This is a genomic window from Streptomyces bikiniensis (genome assembly GCF_000716625.1).
In the GTDB taxonomy this organism is placed as follows: domain Bacteria; phylum Actinomycetota; class Actinomycetes; order Streptomycetales; family Streptomycetaceae; genus Streptomyces; species Streptomyces bikiniensis.
In genome coordinates this window covers 13,519-30,658 of sequence record NZ_JNXJ01000010.1, presented here as the reverse complement: position 1 = coordinate 30,658, position 17,140 = coordinate 13,519, and the positions used below count along the sequence as shown (strand labels likewise).

The 17,140-nt window shown below is 73.6% G+C and carries 17 protein-coding genes, 1 other RNA gene and 1 pseudogene; 10 read left to right on the top strand and 9 right to left on the bottom strand.

Going from position 1 to position 17,140, the window contains the following annotated elements:
- Positions 1–21: 21 nt before the first annotated feature.
- Positions 22–789 carry a peroxide stress protein YaaA gene (gene yaaA, locus OO47_RS10075; RefSeq protein ID WP_030208323.1) on the bottom strand — a complete coding sequence of 256 codons (768 nt, stop codon included), beginning with the start codon at positions 787–789 and terminating at the stop codon, positions 22–24.
- A gap of 269 nt (positions 790–1,058) precedes the next feature.
- Here yaaA and OO47_RS10070 point away from each other — a divergent pair, with 269 nt between their 5' ends.
- Positions 1,059–2,501: an RNB domain-containing ribonuclease gene (locus OO47_RS10070; protein ID WP_030208320.1), complete on the top strand. Its 1,443-nt coding sequence runs from the start codon at positions 1,059–1,061 to the stop codon at positions 2,499–2,501.
- On the opposite strand, the gene OO47_RS10065 is transcribed toward OO47_RS10070, so the two are convergent.
- Together OO47_RS10065 and OO47_RS10060 are read right to left on the bottom strand one after the other, a co-directional pair.
- On the bottom strand, positions 2,446–3,273 hold the full coding sequence (locus OO47_RS10065; RefSeq protein WP_033208668.1) for a hypothetical protein: 828 nt from the start codon (positions 3,271–3,273) through the stop codon (positions 2,446–2,448). The two genes, OO47_RS10070 and OO47_RS10065, sit on opposite strands and share 56 nt — an antisense overlap.
- Complete coding sequence (locus tag OO47_RS10060; protein WP_030208316.1) at positions 3,270–4,061, bottom strand: MerR family transcriptional regulator; 792 nt, start codon at positions 4,059–4,061, stop codon at positions 3,270–3,272. Before OO47_RS10060 ends, OO47_RS10065 begins: the two co-directional genes overlap by 4 nt.
- A gap of 78 nt (positions 4,062–4,139) precedes the next feature.
- On the opposite strand from OO47_RS10060, the gene rnpB reads away from it, so the two are divergent.
- An RNA gene (gene rnpB, locus OO47_RS33925) (RNase P RNA component class A) lies at positions 4,140–4,545 on the top strand.
- A 176-nt stretch (positions 4,546–4,721) separates the two neighbouring features.
- Here rnpB and OO47_RS10055 read toward each other — a convergent pair.
- Positions 4,722–5,015 carry a DUF6087 family protein gene (locus tag OO47_RS10055; RefSeq protein WP_030208313.1) on the bottom strand — a complete coding sequence of 98 codons (294 nt, stop codon included), beginning with the start codon at positions 5,013–5,015 and terminating at the stop codon, positions 4,722–4,724.
- 367 nt (positions 5,016–5,382) lie between these two features.
- Between OO47_RS10055 and OO47_RS10045 the strand changes: the two genes are divergently transcribed.
- Positions 5,383–5,736 (top strand): hypothetical protein, encoded by a 354-nt coding sequence (locus tag OO47_RS10045; protein WP_030208306.1) that lies wholly within the window; start codon positions 5,383–5,385, stop codon positions 5,734–5,736.
- A 342-nt stretch (positions 5,737–6,078) separates the two neighbouring features.
- A pseudogene (locus OO47_RS34830) lies at positions 6,079–6,359 on the top strand (transposase); the annotation flags it as partial.
- Positions 6,360–6,441: 82 nt separating this feature from the next.
- Here the strand turns inward: OO47_RS34830 and OO47_RS10040 are convergent.
- Both OO47_RS10040 and OO47_RS33910 read right to left on the bottom strand, forming a co-directional pair.
- Positions 6,442–7,011 carry a Fic/DOC family protein gene (locus tag OO47_RS10040; protein WP_030208304.1) on the bottom strand — a complete coding sequence of 190 codons (570 nt, stop codon included), beginning with the start codon at positions 7,009–7,011 and terminating at the stop codon, positions 6,442–6,444.
- Positions 7,008–7,724, bottom strand: a complete 717-nt coding sequence (locus OO47_RS33910; RefSeq protein ID WP_051715505.1) for an antitoxin VbhA family protein — start codon at positions 7,722–7,724, stop codon at positions 7,008–7,010. The genes OO47_RS10040 and OO47_RS33910 overlap by 4 nt, the downstream gene beginning before the upstream one ends.
- 364 nt (positions 7,725–8,088) lie before the next feature.
- Here OO47_RS33910 and OO47_RS10030 point away from each other — a divergent pair, with 364 nt between their 5' ends.
- Complete coding sequence (locus OO47_RS10030; RefSeq protein WP_030208301.1) at positions 8,089–8,274, top strand: antitoxin; 186 nt, start codon at positions 8,089–8,091, stop codon at positions 8,272–8,274.
- A 175-nt stretch (positions 8,275–8,449) separates the two neighbouring features.
- On the top strand, positions 8,450–8,773 hold the full coding sequence (locus tag OO47_RS10025; RefSeq protein ID WP_030208299.1) for a nuclear transport factor 2 family protein: 324 nt from the start codon (positions 8,450–8,452) through the stop codon (positions 8,771–8,773).
- Between the two features lie 63 nt (positions 8,774–8,836).
- On the opposite strand, the gene OO47_RS10020 is transcribed toward OO47_RS10025, so the two are convergent.
- Entirely contained in the window at positions 8,837–9,580 is a 744-nt protein-coding gene (locus OO47_RS10020) for an SDR family oxidoreductase (RefSeq protein WP_030208297.1), read from the bottom strand.
- A 135-nt stretch (positions 9,581–9,715) separates the two neighbouring features.
- On the opposite strand from OO47_RS10020, the gene OO47_RS10015 reads away from it, so the two are divergent.
- Positions 9,716–11,347 carry an alkaline phosphatase D family protein gene (locus OO47_RS10015; RefSeq protein ID WP_030208294.1) on the top strand — a complete coding sequence of 544 codons (1,632 nt, stop codon included), beginning with the start codon at positions 9,716–9,718 and terminating at the stop codon, positions 11,345–11,347.
- A 15-nt stretch (positions 11,348–11,362) separates the two neighbouring features.
- Here OO47_RS10015 and OO47_RS10010 read toward each other — a convergent pair whose 3' ends face one another.
- On the bottom strand, positions 11,363–12,367 hold the full coding sequence (locus tag OO47_RS10010; protein WP_030208291.1) for a Gfo/Idh/MocA family protein: 1,005 nt from the start codon (positions 12,365–12,367) through the stop codon (positions 11,363–11,365).
- An 82-nt stretch (positions 12,368–12,449) separates the two neighbouring features.
- Here OO47_RS10010 and OO47_RS10005 point away from each other — a divergent pair, with 82 nt between their 5' ends.
- Both OO47_RS10005 and OO47_RS10000 read left to right on the top strand, forming a co-directional pair.
- Positions 12,450–13,856 (top strand): multidrug effflux MFS transporter, encoded by a 1,407-nt coding sequence (locus OO47_RS10005; RefSeq protein WP_234323117.1) that lies wholly within the window; start codon positions 12,450–12,452, stop codon positions 13,854–13,856.
- A gap of 9 nt (positions 13,857–13,865) precedes the next feature.
- Positions 13,866–14,852, top strand: coding sequence for a small ribosomal subunit Rsm22 family protein (locus OO47_RS10000; protein WP_030208285.1), 987 nt, complete (start codon positions 13,866–13,868; stop codon positions 14,850–14,852).
- A gap of 14 nt (positions 14,853–14,866) precedes the next feature.
- On the opposite strand, the gene OO47_RS09995 is transcribed toward OO47_RS10000, so the two are convergent.
- On the bottom strand, positions 14,867–16,279 hold the full coding sequence (locus OO47_RS09995) for an MFS transporter (RefSeq protein ID WP_030208281.1): 1,413 nt from the start codon (positions 16,277–16,279) through the stop codon (positions 14,867–14,869).
- A gap of 70 nt (positions 16,280–16,349) precedes the next feature.
- Between OO47_RS09995 and OO47_RS09990 the strand changes: the two genes are divergently transcribed.
- Entirely contained in the window at positions 16,350–17,021 is a 672-nt protein-coding gene (locus tag OO47_RS09990) for a TetR/AcrR family transcriptional regulator (RefSeq protein ID WP_033208663.1), read from the top strand.
- The last annotated feature ends 119 nt before the right edge of the window (positions 17,022–17,140 follow it).

The following is a 17,140-nucleotide window of genomic DNA, read 5'->3' as shown; positions in this document are numbered from 1 at the left end:
TGCGCAGAGCGCAACGGCTTCTCAGTGGATCTCGTCCACCAGAACGTCCAGCGCCCCCGGCTTCCCGCCCTCCTCCACCACGTACCGCAGGTCCCGCAGCGCCTCCACCAGCTCCGCCGGGGTGCCGGGCTCCGCGCCCGCCTCCAGGAGGCTCCGTACGATCCGGCCCTTCGTCGCCTTGTTGAAGTGGCTGACCACCTTCCGGGTCGGCGCGTGCAGCACCCGCACCGTCGCCGTCCGCGCCGCGACCTCCCCCTTCGGCCGCCACGCCGTCGCGTACGCCGACGAGCGCAGGTCCAGGACGAGCCCGTCCCCGGCCGCCCCGGGAAGCACGGACGCCATCGGGCCCCGCCAGTGCGCGCCGAGCGCGCCGAGGCCCGGCAGCTTGACCCCCATCGAGCAGCGGTACGACGGGATGCGGTCGGTCACCTTCACGGCGCCCCACAGGCCGGAGAAGACCAGGAGCGCGTCCCCGGCCCGCTCCCGGGCCGCCGCGTCCAGGGTCGCCAGACCGAGCGCGTCGTACAGGACGCCGGTGTAGACCTCCCCGGCCGGGCGCGCGCCGGCCGTCCGCAGCTCGGCGTTCTTCGCGACCTCGCCGCGCAGCCCCTCGCTCAGGCCGAGCACCCCGCGGGCCTTCTCCTCGTCGGCGGCACACAGCTCGACCAGCTCGTCCAGGACCGCCGCCCGCGCCTCCGCGAGCCCCGGCAGGGACAGCGACTCCGGCTTCAGGGGCGCCCCGCTCCCCGACGGAGCCTTGCCTTCGGAGGGCGGCAGCAGCACGAGCACGGTGGTTCTCCTTCGTACGGACGGGGGTGGGGGTGCGGCCCCGGCCGCCCAGCCTACAAAGCGGCGCCGGAACCCCTCGCGGAGAAGGCGCCGACCTCCTCGTGGAGAAGGTGCCGAACCCCTCGCGGAGAAGGCGCCGACCTCCTCGTGGAGAAGGTGCCGAACCCCTCGCGGAGAAGACGCCGACCTCCTCGCGGAGAAGACGCCCGAACCCCTCGCGGAGAAGGCGCCGACATGACGCGCCCGCCCCCACCCCCTACGCTCGGTCCATGCCCCGCCGCCCCCTACACGTGACCGGCGCAGCCGAGGCTCCCCTGCGGGCCGCCCTGCGCGCCCTCCGTACCGAACTCGCGGTCCCCGGCGCCTTCCCGCCCGCCGTCCTCGCCGAGGCCGAGACCGCCGCGAAGGCGCCCCGGCTCCCCGCGCACGACGCCACCGACCTGCCCTTCTTCACCGTCGACCCGCCCACCTCCACCGACCTCGACCAGGCCGTGCACCTGGCCCGCAGGGCCGACGGCGGCTACCGCGTCCACTACGCCATCGCCGACGTCGCCGCCTTCGTCGCCCCCGGCTCCGCGCTCGACGCCGAGGCCCACCGGCGGGTCCTCACCCTCTACTTCCCCGACGGCAAGGTCCCCCTCCACCCCGCCGTCCTCTCCGAGGGCGCCGCCAGTCTCCTCCCCGGCGAGGTCCGGCCCGCCGTGCTGTGGCGGATCGACCTCGACGCCGAGGGGCGCAGGGTCGCCACCGACGTGCGCCGCGCCCTCGTCCGCAGCCGGGCCAAGCTCGACTACGCGGGCGTGCAGCGGCGGCTCGACTCCGGCACCGCCGAGGAGCCCGTCGCCCTGCTGCGCGAGATCGGGCGCCTGCGCGAGGCCGTCGAGATCGAGCGCGGCGGGATCTCCCTCGACGTCCCCGAACAGGAGATCGTCGAGAAGGACGACGGCTACGACCTGGTCTACCGGGCCCCGTTCCCCTCCGAGAGCTGGAACGCGCAGATCTCGCTGCTCACCGGCATGGCCGCCGCCGACCTGATGACCGCCGCCGGCACCGGCATCCTGCGCACCCTCCCCACCGCGCCCGACGGCGCCGTGGCCCGGCTGCGCCGCTCCGCGCAGGCCCTCGGCGTCGACTGGCCGCACCACGTCCCGTACGCCGACGTCGTCCGCTCCGCCGACCCCTCGAACCCGCGCCACGCCGCCTTCCTCCAGGAGTGCACGACCCTCCTGCGCGGCGCCGGGTACACCGTCTTCACCGACGGCCACGTCCCCGACCCGGCCGTGCACGCCGCCGTCGCCGACGAGTACACCCACTGCACCGCCCCGCTGCGCCGCCTCGTCGACCGGTACGCGAGCGAGCTGTGCGTGGCGGCGGTCGCCGGGGACGAGCCGCCCGAGTGGGTGCGGGCCGCGCTGCCCTCGCTCCCCGACGAGATGGCCGCGGGCTCGCGCCGCGCCGGCTCCGTCGAGCGCGAGAGCGTCGACGTCGTCGAGGCGGCGCTCCTGAAGGACCGGATCGGGGAGCTCTTCGACGCGTACGTGATCGACGTCAAGGAGCGCGAGCCGTCCACCGGCACCGTCCACCTGGAGGACCCGGCGGTGGTCGCCCGGATCGCGGGCGGCGAATCCCCGCTGCCGCTGGGGGAGTGGCTGCGGGTCAGACTCGCGGAGGCGGACCCGGGGCGGGCGAAGGTGCTGTTCGCGCCCGCGTGAGTGCTCCGTACAGGGCTTGCGGGTCGTCGGCGTGGACCCTGACGACCCGTACGGGCCGGGGCGCGCCGAGCAGCCGGGGCGCGTCCACCGGCTCGGTCAGCTCGACGGTGACGGAGGTCTGCGCGCCGACGGCGAGGTTCAGCTCGCCTTCCGCCTTCTCGTGGGAGAACAGCGTCTCCCGCCGTACGGACGCGATCCGGTCGAGCGGGATCCGCAGGTCGACGTGGGCGGCCTGCCGCAGCCGCAGGACGCCTCCGGCGAGGACGTGCGGGCGGGTCGCGGAGGCGGCGTGCAGACCGAGGACGAAGAGCACGGTGTAGACGTCCAGGACCAGGACGATCCCGTGGACGAGAGGCCAGCGGGCGAGCAGGAACGACAGGCCGACCGTCTCGACCACGCACACGAACGCGAAGCCGTACATCAGCGCGGCCTGGTCGCGGGCGTACGGGAACACCCCGTCCGCGCCGGCGGTCCCGTGCGGCCGGCGCGCGACCCACCGCCCCAGGCTCGCGAGCAGCCGCAGCTCGTGCCCGAGGAGCCGCAGCACGGGCCCGGGCACCAGCTCCGCCACGGCGTCCCGCCGCGAGAGCCCGCGCCGCCGCAACCGCAGGTAGGCGAGGCCTTCGGCGAGGAGGAGGCCCGCCACGAGGACTTCGGCGAGGACGAGGACGGGGGCGGGTGTCCGTACGCCCCCGACGAGGCGGACGACGAGGACGGCTTCGAGGGGGAGGACGGCACAGGCGAGGACCCGGAGGGGGCGTGCGGTCGTCACGGGGTCCCCTCCCGCCGGTCCTGTACCCGTTCCCGTACTCGGTCCCGTACGAGACGCATCGCGAGGCGCAGGGCCGCCTCCTGGGCGGGGGAGAGGTCCGCGAAGACGGCGTCGGCGAGGAGGGACCCGGAGCCGCGCCCGTCCGCCGCGCCCTCCGGCAGCTCGGCCCCGGGGAGGTCCGGCAGGGAGTCCGCGAGCACCCGGGCGGCCCCGTCCACGCGGGGATCGTCCGGCGCGGCGTCCTCCAGGGCGTCGAACAGCGCGTACACCTCGTACGCGGACGGGGCCATCCCGCGCAGGGACTCCATCAGGCGCGCCCGGTCCTCCTCCGGCACGACGGCGTCGAGCAGGGCGAGGACCTGCCGGTCCTTCACGGCCATGGGGGAGGCGGGCGGCTCGCCCAGGCCCGCCAGGAGCGCGGCGAACTCCGGCGAGACGGGCCCGTCGGCGGGCAGTCGCCCGGCGCGGGCGTCGTCCAGGAGAGCGGCGAGCCGCTTCCGCCGCTCCCGCAGCACGGCCTCCTGCCGGGCGAGGTCGTCGGCCAGCTCCTCCAGGACCTCCACGAGCCCGCGCCCCTCGTCGTCCGCGAGCACGTCCCGCACCTCGTCGAGGCCGAGCCCCAGTGCGGTGAGGCGCCGGATGCGAGCGAGCAGGACGGCGTCCCGGACGCCGTACTCCCGGTACCCGTTGGCCCGCCGCGCGGGCTCGGGCAGCAGCCCGGACTGGTGGTAGTGCCGCACGGCCCGGGGGGTGACCCCGACCAGGGCGGCGATCTCGCCGATGCGCATGGGGCCAGTAGAAACCCTGACGCTGCGGCAGGGTCAAGGGCGGGCCGGTGCGGCGGGTAGCATGGTCGGCACGGCAGACGAGCCGGGCGGGCGGCCGCGTGGGGATCTCCGGATCTCCCCGAGGAACGTCCGGGCTCCACAGAGCAGGGTGGTGGCTAACGGCCACCCGGGGTGACCCGCGGGACAGTGCCACAGAAAACAGACCGCCGGGACCGTATCCGTACGGACCTCGGTAAGGGTGAAACGGTGGTGTAAGAGACCACCAGCGCCTGAGGTGACTCAGGCGGCTAGGTAAACCCCACTCGGAGCAAGGTCAAGAGGGGACACCCCGGTGTCCCTGCGCGGATGTTCGAGGGCTGCTCGCCCGAGTCCGCGGGTAGACCGCAGGAGGCCGGCGGCAACGCCGGTCCTAGATGGATGGCCGTCACCCCGACGACCGCGAGGTCCCGGGGCACAGAACCCGGCGTACAGCCCGACTCGTCTGCCCCTCAAGGCCTCTGACCAGCGATACCGCAGGTCAGAGGCCTTCCCTGTGAAAACAGGGGCGTCGCCCCACCCTGTTCCGTACCGGTTCGAAGGTAGCCATGAAGGCAGCCACGCCGGGCGGCTTGAACGGGTGCCGGCCGAGCCGGGAATCGGGCCGGGACGCCGGCGGAGTCATCAGGGCGTCGGAGGCTTCCGATGTCTGCCGGTCCCGGGACCGAGCTTCGGCGGCGCCTCGGGAGTGGCGGCGGTCTCGGCACGGGGGAACAGGAGGCGCCGTGCTTCCGCGAGGTTCGCCGCGAAGCCGTGCGCCTCCCACAGATGCCCGTTCCACCGCTGGATCGCGCGGGGAGCGTCGGGGTTCAGGTGCGATGCCCGCGGGCCGTCGCCGGTCACGAGGGGTACGGCACGGAGCTGCCCGATCCTCGCGTCCCGGCGCTCGGCCCACTCCGCGAGCGGTTCGTCGTCCATGGCCGGAGCGTAGTGGCTCAGGTGATCCGCTGCTCCCGGCGCAGGGAGGAGGCCCGGTCGATCCAGCGCCGTCTGCGACGAACTCGGACGACTCCTTCTCCGGATCGAACAGGGACCTCAAGGGTGCGCCGCTCACCGCCCGTGTACGCGGTCCGGGCGGAGAGATCGAGGCGGGACATCGACCAGGTCGTGCACTACGCGGAGCAGGCACTCGGACTGGCCGACCGGTCGGATTCGGGGTTCATCGGCAAGAAGCTGGACGGGCTTCGGGGGCGTCTTGCCCCGCTCGTGTCCGATGACCGAGTCTCGACTCTTGATCACCGAATCGCGGCGCTTCCGCGCACCGCATGACGAGAGGGACACGCGCATGAACGACGGCCGGATCTTCCGCGAGGCGTGGATCGACGGTGTGCACAAGCACTGTCCCGGCGAGCCGAAGCCCGGCTACGTCACGCCGTGGGACGAGACGCCCGCGTGGGAGCGCGAAGCCGCCGCCGCCGTGTACGGGCAGGTGCGCGACTTCATCGAGGTCAGCGGCGGGCATGCGGCCCGGCTCACCCGCGAGCAGAAGGGGCGATTCGTCGCGATCTGCTGGACCGCCCAGATGTTCAGGCACTTCGAGGACCCCAAGCCCGGATACGTCGCCGACTGGGCCGACCTGCCGGCCTGGCAGCGGGAGACGGACGCGGACATCTTCGAACGCGTCGAGCAGACTGTCTGACCTCAGGAGCGACGACGTCCCCGTCCGGGACCGATCCGGACGGGGACGTCTTGTTGCGTAGCCACCAAAGTGGCCACGGGAGGCCGTCCCTACACGTTTGTGCAGGTCATGGCGTTGCGCCGACAGTCCTCGGCGTACAGCCCGACTCGTCTGCCGCCACCTGGGGCTTTTCCTCGGATAGGGCCTCTGACCTGCGTCGGAGGCCCTTTCCGGTCTTTCGGGGGCTTGCCCGCGTTACTGGGGTGGAACCCGTGGTGTCGTAGGGGCTGGCGGCTGGTCGTCTGCTGCGGTATCGCCGGAGGCGTGCGGTATCCACAAGGGGGCGGGCCGACCGTCGAACGCCAGCGGCTCGGCGGCCCGATCGTGCTCGCTTGGGACAACCTCAGCGTTCACAAGGCCGCCCCGCGGCCCGGGATTGGCTGACCGTCTCCTACCTGCCGTCCTACGCACCCGAGCTCAACCTCGTCGAAGGGAGCGGGTCGCTCCTGCGACGCGGCTGGCTCTCCAACGCCGCCTTCAGCACCCCCGGACACCTCGTCCAGCGCACCCGACGGGGCCTGCGGCACGTCGAGTACCGCAGCCGGACGGCGGAACGCCCTGTCGGGTATAGCCGACAGGCCTGACCGGCCGCGCCTTGTCGATGTGAAAGAGCCGGCCCGCGACTGGCTGACCGATCTCGGAGACGGAGCCGCCGGTGGACGACAGTCAGGCGGGTCTTACCAGAGCGTCGAGCATCTTCTCCAGTAGGTCGTTGTTCGCGTTGAAGCTGGCCACCGATGCGGCGATGTTCTCCTCTTGGTCCATGTCCTGCCAGGAGACGGTGTAGCCGGCTTCGCGGGCGAGTTGGGCGAGGAAGGCGCGCTGGGTGCGGCCGTTGCCTTCCCGGAAGGGGTGGATGGCGTTCACGTCGCCGTACAGGTCGGCCAGGGCTCGGACGAACTCCGGGCGGGCCAAGCCTTGTAGGTGGTCGTTGTCGGCGAGCTTGCGGAACACGTCCTCCGCGTAGGAGGCGATGTGGATCGACGGACAGAACGATGTGCCCTTGGAGATCTCAATGGTGCGCAGCTCCCCGGCCCACGGGTACACGCTGCCGAAGATTTGCCGGTGGAAGGCTTGCAGGTGTGCGAGGTCGTAGCTGCCGAGCAGCGGCTCGGCGTCCAGAACGGCGAGTTCCACCGCGGCGATGTCCGATTCGGCTTCGGAAAGCTCGTCTGCGTCGGTGATGCCGAGACTGTTTCGGAGGACGCCGTTGGGCTCGCTGTAGGGATCGGTCACTCAGCGGCCTTACGGGTGTAGCGGGCGAGGGTGCGGGCGCGCAAGGCTGCGGCGTCGAGTTCTCCGCGTGCGTAGGCGTCGAGGTCGGCGGTGGTGTCCGCGGTGATGCTCAGCCCCTCGGCCTCGGTGGAGCCGATGGCGGAGGCGACCGCGGCTTGGCGGCGTCGGGCTTGCTCGTTCTGTTCGCGGCGCCGGTAGCCCTCCAGGGATGCGACGTCCACACGGCGGTGGGTGCCGACCATGCGGAACTCGATCAAGCCCTTGTCGAGCAGCTTGACCAGGTGCGGCCGGGAGACGCCGAGGGCCTTCGCTGCCTGGATGGTGGACAGCTCCGTACTCTTGGCGATCACCTCGACCGCGCGGCCGGAGTTGATGAGCGCCATGGTCTCCACGAGGACCGCCAGGGCTTCACGTGGCACCTCCATGGTGACCTCGCCCGCCTCGGCGAGGGTGATGTGGAACGTCTCGGCGCTGCTGGTGAGGGCGTCACGCAGGCGTGGCACGGCCTCCTCGACGCTGCGTTTGCGCTGCTCCTTCCGCGTCCGCTGCGCCTGGGTCCCGCGCAGGGACGACGGGTTCTCGGTGGGGCGCTTGCGCAGTGCCTTCTTCCGAGTGCGGGAGGTCTCGGTCTCGGAGCCGAAGGTCGTCGTACTGTCGCCGGTGGGGCGCTTCCTCTGCTTGGCCGGTTTCTGGTCCTGGTGGGTCACGGGCATAGGTGCGTCCCCAACTTCGAGTGGCTACTACCACCCTCAACCATATGAAATAGGTGAACCAAGTGCAATATGTGTAACTGCTTGGAGAGGTGGTGCTGCCCCTTGTGGTGCCGGAGGGCAGCGGTCCGCGCCTTTGCCTGCAGGCGTACGGCCCCAGTGCCATGGACTGTCCATGCCCGGGTACGGCTCCGGGGGCTTTGTCCCGGCCTCGCGCGTCCGCTCGGGGCCCTTGATGCCCTTGACCGCCAAACCGCAGGTCAGGACCCTTCTTCGTGAGGGTCGAGGGGTGCGCGGATGCGGCTGGGGCAGTGAAGGGGGACCCTTGGAGGTGCCCGCTGACGAACAGACTTCGAGGAGTACCACGATGTCGGTCATGGACAAGCTCAAGGGGATGCTCAAGGGCCACGAGGACCAGGCCGGAAAGGGCGTCGACAAGGCAGGCGACTTCGCCGACGAGAAGACCCAGGGCAAGTACAGCGGCCAGGTCGACTCCGCCCAGGACAAGCTCAAGCAGCAGCTGGGCCGCGACCAGGGCACGCCGCCCCAGTGACGGAGGGGTACGGCGACCTGCCGGCCGGTTGACCGGTCGGCCACGGCCCGGCGGCGCCAGCCGCCGGGCCGGGTCGTTTTCCGCTCGTCCAGGTGGCCCAGCCCGGTCGCTGACACGCCGGGGCGAGCGGCCCGGTTCCGGGGGGCGGGCGGGGTGGGCGGTGTACGGGTAGGGCATGACCATTCCCGTGGAGCAGCTCTCCGACCCGGCCGTGCGCGCCTTCGTCGCGGCCCTCAACGCCAACGACCAGGAGGCCTTCCGGGCGGCCCTCACGCCCGGCGCCACCATGTCCGACGACGGCACCGACCGGAACCTCGACGAGTGGACCGAGAAGGAGGTCTTCTCCTCGCGCGGCCACATGGAGATCGAGTCCCAGAAGGCCGACGGGCGCGACCTCGTCGCCCGGTACCGCAACGACACCTGGGGCGAGATGCGGACCCGCTGGCGGTTCACCGTCGAGGACGGGAGGATCGCCCGGTTCGAGACCGGGCAGGCGTAGGGGTGACGGAGGGGCCGGTGGGCCGGCGGGGTTCCCGCCGGCCCACCGGCCCCTCCCCGTGCCTCAGCCCCGGCCGATGTACGGCATCGCCGTCGCCATCACCGTCGCGAACTGCACGTTCGCCTCCAGCGGCAGCCCCGCCATGTGCACCACCGTCGCCGCCACGTCCGCCGCGTCCATCACCGGCTCCGGAGCCAGGCGGCCGTCCGCCTGGAGGATGCCGGCCTGCATGCGGGCCGTCATGTCGGTCGCCGCGTTGCCGATGTCGAGCTGGCCGCAGGCGATCCGGTACGGACGCCCGTCCAGGGACAGGGACTTCGTCAGGCCCGTCATCGCGTGCTTCGTCGCCGTGTACGCGATCGAGTGCGGGCGCGGCACGTGCGCCGAGATCGAGCCGTTGTTGATGATCCGGCCGCCCTGCGGCTCCTGCTCCCTCATGGCCCGGAAGGCCGCCTGCGCGCACAGGAACGCGCCCGTCAGGTTGACGTCCACGACCGCCCGCCAGGTCGCCGGGTCCAGGTCCTCGACCGGGGTCCCGCCGCCCGCGAACGTACCGGCGTTGTTGAAGAGCAGGTCCACGCGCCCGTAGCGGTCCCGTACCGAGGAGAAGAGGGCCGCGACCTGTGCCTCCGACGTCACGTCCGTCGGGGCGCACAGGAAGTCCCCGTCCGGGGCCAGCGCCGCCGTCTCCTCCAGGGGCTCCGCCCGGCGGCCCGCGAGCGCCACCGACCAGCCCGCCGCCGCGAGCGCGAGGGCCACGCTCCGGCCGATGCCCGAACCCGCTCCCGTCACCACTGCGATGCTCATGGGCGCGCAGCGTACGCGAGACGCGTGCACCGTGAACTCATCCGTCCGACACGTGGATGTCCTGTACCCGACAACGCGTGGTCGTCCCGGCCCCCTCGAATGACGAGCGAACAGCATTCGTCAGGGGAGGGGCACATGAGTCGGACGCATGAGCATCACCAGGAACTCCGGGAAGCCGCACGGCACTTCGGGCGGCGGCGGTTCCTCACCGTCACCGGCGCCGCCGCCGCGCTCGCCTTCGCCACCCAGCTGCCCGCGGCCGGCTCCGCGGCCGCCGCCGAACTCGACGCCCGGCGCGTCACCGAGGACCCGTTCACTCTGGGCGTCGCCTCCGGCGACCCCCTGCCCGGCTCCGTCCTGCTCTGGACCCGGCTCGCGCCCCGCCCCTTCGAGCCCGACGGCGGACTGCCCGACCGGCGCGTCACCGTCCACTGGGAGCTGGCCCGCGACGAGCGCTTCCGGCGGACCGTGCGGCGCGGGACCGCCACCGCCCACGCCGAGTTCCGGCACACCGTCCACGTCGAGGTCGAACACCTCGAACCCGGCCGGGAGTACTTCTACCGCTTCCGCGTCGGCGCCTGGACCAGCCCGGCCGGCCGCACCCGTACGGCCCCCGCCCCCGGCGCGCACAACGCCTCGCTCTCGCTCGCCGCCGTCTCCTGCCAGGCGTACCACGACGGCCACTTCACCGCCCACCGCCACCTCGCCGAGGAGGACGTGGACGTCGTCTTCCACCTCGGCGACTACCTGTACGAGTACGCGGTCGACTCCGCCGGCGGCGCCCGCGCCTACACCGACCGCGTCCTCCCGGCCGTCTTCGACCGCGAGACGCTGACCCTGGAGGACTACCGGCTGCGCTACGCCCTCTACAAGACCGACCCCGACCTGCGGGCCGCCCACGCCGCCCACCCCTTCGTGGTCACCTGGGACGACCACGAGACCGAGAACAACTACGCGGGCGACACCCCCGAGAACACCGTCCCGCCCGAGGAGTTCCTGCTCCGCCGCGCCGCCGCCTACCGCGCCTACTGGGAGCACCAGCCGCTGCGCCGCCCCCAGCTCCCCGAGGGCCCCGACATGCGGCTGTACCGGCGCCTCGGCTTCGGGCGGCTCGCGCAGTTCGACATCCTCGACACCCGCCAGTACCGCTCCGACCAGGCGTACGGCGACGGCTGGCAGGTCCCGGGGCCCGAGTCCGAGGACCCGTCGCGCACCCTGACCGGTGCCACCCAGGAGCGCTGGCTGCTCGACGGCTGGCGCCGCTCCCGGGCCCGCTGGAACGTCCTGCCCCAGCAGGTCGTGTTCGCCGAGCGCCGCGACCGCCCCACCGCCGACTTCAAGCTCTCCATGGACTCCTGGGACGGCTACCCGGCCTCCCGGCAGCGCGTCCTGGCGGGCGCGGAGGCCGCCGGCGTCGAGAACCTGATGGTGCTCACCGGCGACGTCCACGTCTCCTACGGCCTCGACCTCAAGGCCGACTTCCGCGACCCGTCCTCCCGCACCGTCGGCACCGAGATCGTCACCACCTCGATCACCAGCGGCAAGGACGGCGCCGACCGCCCCTCGAACTACGACAGGCTCACGCGGGCCAACCCCCACCTGCGCTTCTTCAACGGGCGGCGGGGGTACGTGAAGGTCTCGCTCGGCCGCGAGAGCGCCCGCGCCGACTTCCGCACGGTCCCGTACGTGACGACGCCGGGCGCCCCCGTCACCACCGCCGCCTCCTTCGTCACCGAGGCGGGGAACCCGGGGCTCGTACCCGCGTGACCGTTCGTGCGGAAGTCACTCCCCGGGATAGCGGACGCCGATGCGGTCCCGTACCGCGTCGAGCGTCCGCATCACCGCGAGCGAACCGTCCAGCGGCACCAGCGGGGACTCCTTCTCGCCCGCCCGCAGGCAGCGCACCACCTCGGCGGCCTCGTGCCGGAAGGAGTGCGGGTCGGCCTCCGCGACGAACTCCTCCGGCTCGGCGCCGTTCCGGTGCAGGGTGAAGCGCTCGGGGAAGAAGAAGCCGCGCGGCACGTCGATCCGGCCGAGCGAACCCGTCACCGAGGCCGTCAGCGGGGTGTCCGCGGCGATCGAGCAGGACAGCAGGGCCGAGGCCCCCGTGCCGGACCAGCCGAGCAGCATCCCCGTGTTCAGGTCGACGCCCTCCGGCGAGAGCAGCGCGTGCGCCTGGACCGAGTCCGGCTCGCCGAGCAGCAGCTGCGCGAACGACACCGGGTACACCCCGAGGTCGAGCAGCGCCCCGCCGCCGGTCTTCGGGTCCCGCAGCCGGTGGTCGGCCCCGAACGGGCCCGCGAGCCCGAAGTCCGCCTGGACCGTGCGGACCTCGCCGACGGCCCCGTCGCGCACCAGCTCCGCGATCCGCCGGACCAGCGGGTTGCAGTACATCCACATGGCCTCCATCAGGAAGAGGCCCCGGTCCCGGGCGAGGGCGACCAGCTCGGCCGCCTCCCGGGCGTTGAGCGTGAGGGCCTTCTCGCAGAGCACCGCCTTGCCCGCCTCCAGGGCGAGGCCGGCCGCCGCCCGGTGCGCGTGGTGCGGGGTCGCCACGTACACCACGTCCACGTCCGCGTCGGCGAAGAGCCCGGCCCACTCCCCGTACGCCCTCGGTATCCCGAACCGCTCCGCGAAGGCCTTCGCGGGCGCCTCGCTGCGGGACGCCACCGCCACCACCTCGGCGCCGTCGAGCGTCAGCAGGTCGGTGGTGAACCGCTCCGCGATGCCGCCCGTCGCCAGGATCCCCCAGCGCACCTTCTCGCCCACGTGCCCCACCGTCCCCATGTCCCCACCCGTCTCGCAGAGGTCTCGACCATGCCGGTCGAGCTGAGAGCATAGGCAAGGATTCAACGAAACGGAGCTGTCGATGCCGGAGAGCGGCCAGAAAACAACACAAGGGAACATAAGTGAAGCCGTCTCCGGTGTGACGGGCACGCCCGGCGGGCCCGCCGCCCCCGGCCTCGCCGCCGCCCGCCGGGCCGGGCTGCTCGTCACCCTCGTCCTGGGCGGCCTCACCGCCCTCCCCCCGCTCTCCATGGACATGTACCTCCCGGCCCTGCCGGAGGTCACCGGCGCGCTGCACGCGCCCGCCGCCACCGTCCAGCTCACCCTCACCGCCTGCCTCGCCGGCATGGCCCTCGGCCAGCTCGTCGTCGGCCCCATGAGCGACAAGTGGGGGCGCCGCCGCCCGCTGCTCGCCGGCATGGTCGTGTACGTCCTCGCCACCGCCGCCTGCGCCCTCGCGCCCACCGCCGAGACCCTCATCGGCTTCCGGCTGCTCCAGGGCCTCGCGGGCGCCGCCGGCATCGTCATCGCCCGCGCCGTCGTCCGCGACCTCTACGACGGCGTCGAGATGGCCCGCTTCTTCTCCACCCTGATGCTGATCTCCGGCGTCGCCCCGATCGTCGCCCCCCTCATCGGCGGACAGATCCTGCGCGTCACCGACTGGCGGGGCGTCTTCCACGTCCTCACCGGCGTCGGCGTCCTGCTCACCCTCGTCGTGTGGCGCTTCCTCGCCGAGACGCTGCCGCCCGAACGGCGCCACGAGGGCGGGGTCGGGCAGGCCCTGCGCACCATGCGGGGGCTCCTCGCGGACCGGGTCTTCACCGGCTACACGCTGACCGGCGGCCTCGCCTTCGCCGTCCTCTTCGCCTACATATCGGCGTCGCCGTTCGTGGTGCAGGAGATCTACGGCGCCTCGCCGCAGACCTTCAGCCTGCTCTTCGGCCTCAACTCCATCGGCCTCGTCGCCGTCGGCCAGGTCAACGGCAAGCTCCTCGTCGGCCGCGTCAGCCTCGACAAGGTGCTCGGCTGGGGCCTCGCGGTCATCCTCCTCGCCGCGATCGCCCTGCTCCTCATGACCAGCGGCGTCTTCGGGAAGGTCGGGCTCGCGCCCGTGGCCGCCGGGCTCTTCGTCCTGATGTCCGCGATGGGCCTCGCGATGCCGAACACCAACGCCCAGGCCCTGATGCGCACCCCGCACGCCGCCGGGTCCGCCTCCGCGCTCCTCGGCACCACCTCCTTCCTCGTCGGCGCCGTCGCCTCCCCGCTCGTCGGCATCGCGGGCGAGCACACGGCCGTCCCGATGGCCGTCGTCCAGCTCACCTGCGCCGCCCTCGCCCTGGCCTGCTTCCTGGGCCTGTGCCGCCCGTGGCGGACCGCGCCGGAAGCGGGTACGGCTCAGACCGGGAAGGCACCGGACCCGGCCGCGCAGTCCGGGAAGGCACCGGATCCGGCCGCGCAGTCCGGGAAGGCACCGGACCCGGCCGCCTAGACTGTCTCGGTGAACGCCTCCGCCCCCTCCGCCGACTCCCTGCGCGCCGCCCTCGCCGGGCTCCTCGACGGCCTCCCGCCCCAGCGGGCCGCCCAGGCCGTCGACCGGCTGATCGCCACCTACCGGGGCACCACCCCGACGGACGCCCCCGTGCTCCGCGACCGCTCCGACGTCGCCGCCTACGCCGCCTACCGGATGCCGGCGACCTTCGAGGCGGTACGGGGCGCCCTGGGCGCCCTGCGGGAGGCCGCGCCCGACTGGGCGCCGCGCACCCACACGGACGTCGGCGGCGGCACGGGCGCGGCGACCTGGGCCGTCGCGGAGGCCTGGGACGGGCGGCCGCCCCGCACCACGGTCCTCGACTGGGCCGAGCCCGCCCTCGCGCTCGGCCGCGAGCTGGCCGGCGGCGTGCTCGACGCGGAGTGGCGGCGCGAGCGGATCGGCGGCGCGCTGCGCCTCGCCGACACGGACCTGGTCACCGTCTCGTACGTCCTCAAGGAGCTGACGGAGGCCGACCGCGCCTCGCTCGTCGCCGAGGCGGCCCGCGCCGCGCAGGCCGTCGTGGTGGTCGAGCCGGGCACCCCGGACGGCTACGAGCGGATCATCGCGGCCCGCGCCCTGCTCGTCGGGGCCGGGTTCACCGTCGCCGCGCCCTGCCCGCACAGCGGGGCCTGCCCGATCGCGCCCGGCACGGACTGGTGCCACTTCTCGGCCCGGGTCAGCCGCTCCTCGCTGCACCGGAAGGTGAAGGGCGGCTCGCTGGCGTACGAGGACGAGAAGTACGCGTACGTGGCCGCCGTCCGTTTCCCGGCGGACCCCGCCGCCGCCCGGATCGTCCGCAGGCCGCAGATCCGCAAGGGCCTGGTCCAGCTGGAGCTCTGCGGTCCCGAGGGCCTCTCCCGCGACACCGTCACCAAGCGTCACGGGCCCCTGTACAAGCAGGCCCGTGACGCGGAGTGGGGCGACCCGTGGCCGCCGGAGGCGGACGCGTTCTAGGCGCGTCCGTCCGGTTACCGCCGGCTCCGGCGCAGGAGGAGGGCCGGGGCGAGGGCGGCGACGAGGACGGCGGCCGCGTTGACGAGGACCGCGCGGGCGATGCCGTCGGGGAGCGTGGCGGCGGTGACGACCACGGCGCTCATGACCGGGGTGCCCAGGGTGATGCCGACCTGCTGGGTCATGGTGGCGATGCCGGTGGCCATGCCCTGCTCGGCGTCGGGCAGGCCGGAGGTGGCCGTCACCATGAAGCCGACGATGGCGAGCATGTTGCCGATCCCGCCCGCGAAGGTGGCGGCGAGCAGCAGCCCGTACGTGCCCGGCCCGTCGCCGAGTCCGACGAGGGAGAGGGTCGCGACGGCCTGGAGGACCCCGCCGGCGACCAGGGCGGTACGGGGCGAGAACCGGCCGATGAAGCGGGGGGCGAACAGTCCGCCGAGGACCGTGCCCGCGCCCAGGACGCCGAAGGAGAGGCCGGCGGCGAGCGGGGAGAAGCCCAGGACGTCCTGGAGGTGCAGGGTCATCAGGAAGACCAGCGAGGTCTCGGTGGCGAAGGCGAGCAGCCCGGCCAGGTTGCCCCAGACGACGGTGCGGCGCTTCAGGACCCGGATCGGGACGAGGGGCGCGGCGGAGCGCCGCTCGACGAACGGGAAGGCGGTGAGCAGGGCGACGGCCGCGGCCAGGGCGACGAGGACGCCGGGGTCGGTCCAGCCGTGCTCGCCGGCGGCGGTGAGCCCGTAGACGAGGGCGAGGAGCCCGCCCGTGACGGTGATCGCGCCGGGGACGTCGAGGCGGGGCCGCTCGACCGGACGGCTCTCCTCGATGACGGCGGGGGCGACGAGCAGGACGGCGAGGGCGACCGGCACGTTGACGAAGAACGCCCACCGCCAGGAGAGCAGGTCGGTGAGGACGCCGCCGAGGACGGCCCCGGTGGTGAAGCCGGCCGACATCAGGGCGCCGTTGAGGCCGAGGGCCTTGTCGCGCAACGGTCCCTCGGGGAAGGCGGAGGTCAGCAGCGAGAGCCCGGCGGGGGTGACGGCGGCGGTGGCGAGGCCCTGGGCGACGCGGGCGGCCATGAGCAGCTCGGGCGTGGTGGCGAGGCCTCCGGCGAGGGAGGCGGCGCCGAGGACGGCCATGCCGCCGAGGAAGACCCGGCGGCGGCCGAGGAGGTCGGCGACGCGCCCGAAGAGGAGGGTGAACCCGGCGGCGGCGAGGGCGAAGGCGGTGGCGATCCACTGGAGGCCGCAGAGGGAGAAGCCGAGTCCCTTCCCGATGACGGGCAGGGCGACGTTCAGGATCGAGAAGTCGACGGCCAGCATGAACTGGGCGACGAGGAGGACGACGAGGACGAGCCGCATCCGCCCGTCCATGCGGGGGGCGGCGGTGGCCTTGGACGCGGCCGGGACGGGCGGTGTGTCGAGGGCAGTCATGAGCGGGACCCCTTAAAGGGACGTGAGTTCCGTTAAGATGCGGCAGACGGTAGCAGACTGAGGAGTATTAATGGAACAAGATTCCCGTTTGGGTGGAGGTTCGTCGGCCGAGGGCGGGAGTCCGCCCGCCGCGTCCGGCGCCCGGCGGCCCGGCGGCCGTACCGCCAAGGTCCGCCGCGCCGTCCTCGACGCCACCCAGGAGGCCCTGGCGGCCTCCGGCTTCCACACGCTGAACATGGACCGGATCGCCGCGAGCGCGGGCGTGGGCAAGACCACCGTCTACCGGCGCTGGGGCTCCCCGGTCGGCCTGGTCGCCGACCTCCTGGACGACATGGCCGAGCAGTCCCTGCCCGCCGCCGACACCGGCGGCCTCGCGGGCGACCTGCGGGCCAACGCCGCGCTCGTCCTGGGGACCCTCACCGACCCCCGGATGGGCCCCGTCTTCCGGGCCGTCATCGCCGCGGCCGCCTGCGACGAGGAGTGCGCCCGCGCCCTGGCCGGTTTCTACCGCACCCGCCTGGCCGAATGGGCCCCGGTGGGGGAGCGGGCCGTGGCCCGGGGCGAACTCCCGGCCGGCACCGACCCGCTCGAACTGCTCCGCGCGGTCTCGGCCCCGCTCTACTACCGGTTCGCCGTCACCCACGAGCAGCCGACCCCCGCCGACGCCGAGCGGGCCGTCACGGCGGCCCTGGTCGCGGCGGCGGCCGGCGCCTTCGCGCCGGGCGGCGCGGACGCGTCCTAGGGCGTGTGCCGAGAGTCCCGCCCGCCCCCCCCGGGCGGACGGCGCTGCTTTCGACGCACGCCCCGGAGGGGGTGGTCGCACCGCCGCCCCCGTACCACGGCGCGGTACGGGGGCGGCGG

Bases quoted from the DNA above. Each gene is read 5' to 3' on its own strand.
- OO47_RS10070 (WP_030208320.1), top strand. From the start codon at position 1,059: ATGCCCCGCCGCCCCCTACACGTGACCGGCGCAGCCGAGGCTCCCCTG.
- OO47_RS10060 (WP_030208316.1), bottom strand. From the start codon at position 4,061: ATGCGCATCGGCGAGATCGCCGCCCTGGTCGGGGTCACCCCCCGGGCC.
- OO47_RS10055 (WP_030208313.1), bottom strand. From the start codon at position 5,015: ATGGACGACGAACCGCTCGCGGAGTGGGCCGAGCGCCGGGACGCGAGG.
- OO47_RS10045 (WP_030208306.1), top strand. From the start codon at position 5,383: ATGAACGACGGCCGGATCTTCCGCGAGGCGTGGATCGACGGTGTGCAC.
- OO47_RS33910 (WP_051715505.1), bottom strand. From the start codon at position 7,724: ATGCCCGTGACCCACCAGGACCAGAAACCGGCCAAGCAGAGGAAGCGC.
- OO47_RS10030 (WP_030208301.1), top strand. From the start codon at position 8,089: ATGTCGGTCATGGACAAGCTCAAGGGGATGCTCAAGGGCCACGAGGAC.
- OO47_RS10025 (WP_030208299.1), top strand. From the start codon at position 8,450: ATGACCATTCCCGTGGAGCAGCTCTCCGACCCGGCCGTGCGCGCCTTC.
- OO47_RS10020 (WP_030208297.1), bottom strand. From the start codon at position 9,580: ATGAGCATCGCAGTGGTGACGGGAGCGGGTTCGGGCATCGGCCGGAGC.
- OO47_RS10015 (WP_030208294.1), top strand. From the start codon at position 9,716: ATGAGTCGGACGCATGAGCATCACCAGGAACTCCGGGAAGCCGCACGG.
- OO47_RS10010 (WP_030208291.1), bottom strand. From the start codon at position 12,367: ATGGGGACGGTGGGGCACGTGGGCGAGAAGGTGCGCTGGGGGATCCTG.
- OO47_RS10005 (WP_234323117.1), top strand. From the start codon at position 12,450: ATGCCGGAGAGCGGCCAGAAAACAACACAAGGGAACATAAGTGAAGCC.
- OO47_RS09995 (WP_030208281.1), bottom strand. From the start codon at position 16,279: ATGACTGCCCTCGACACACCGCCCGTCCCGGCCGCGTCCAAGGCCACC.
- OO47_RS09990 (WP_033208663.1), top strand. From the start codon at position 16,350: ATGGAACAAGATTCCCGTTTGGGTGGAGGTTCGTCGGCCGAGGGCGGG.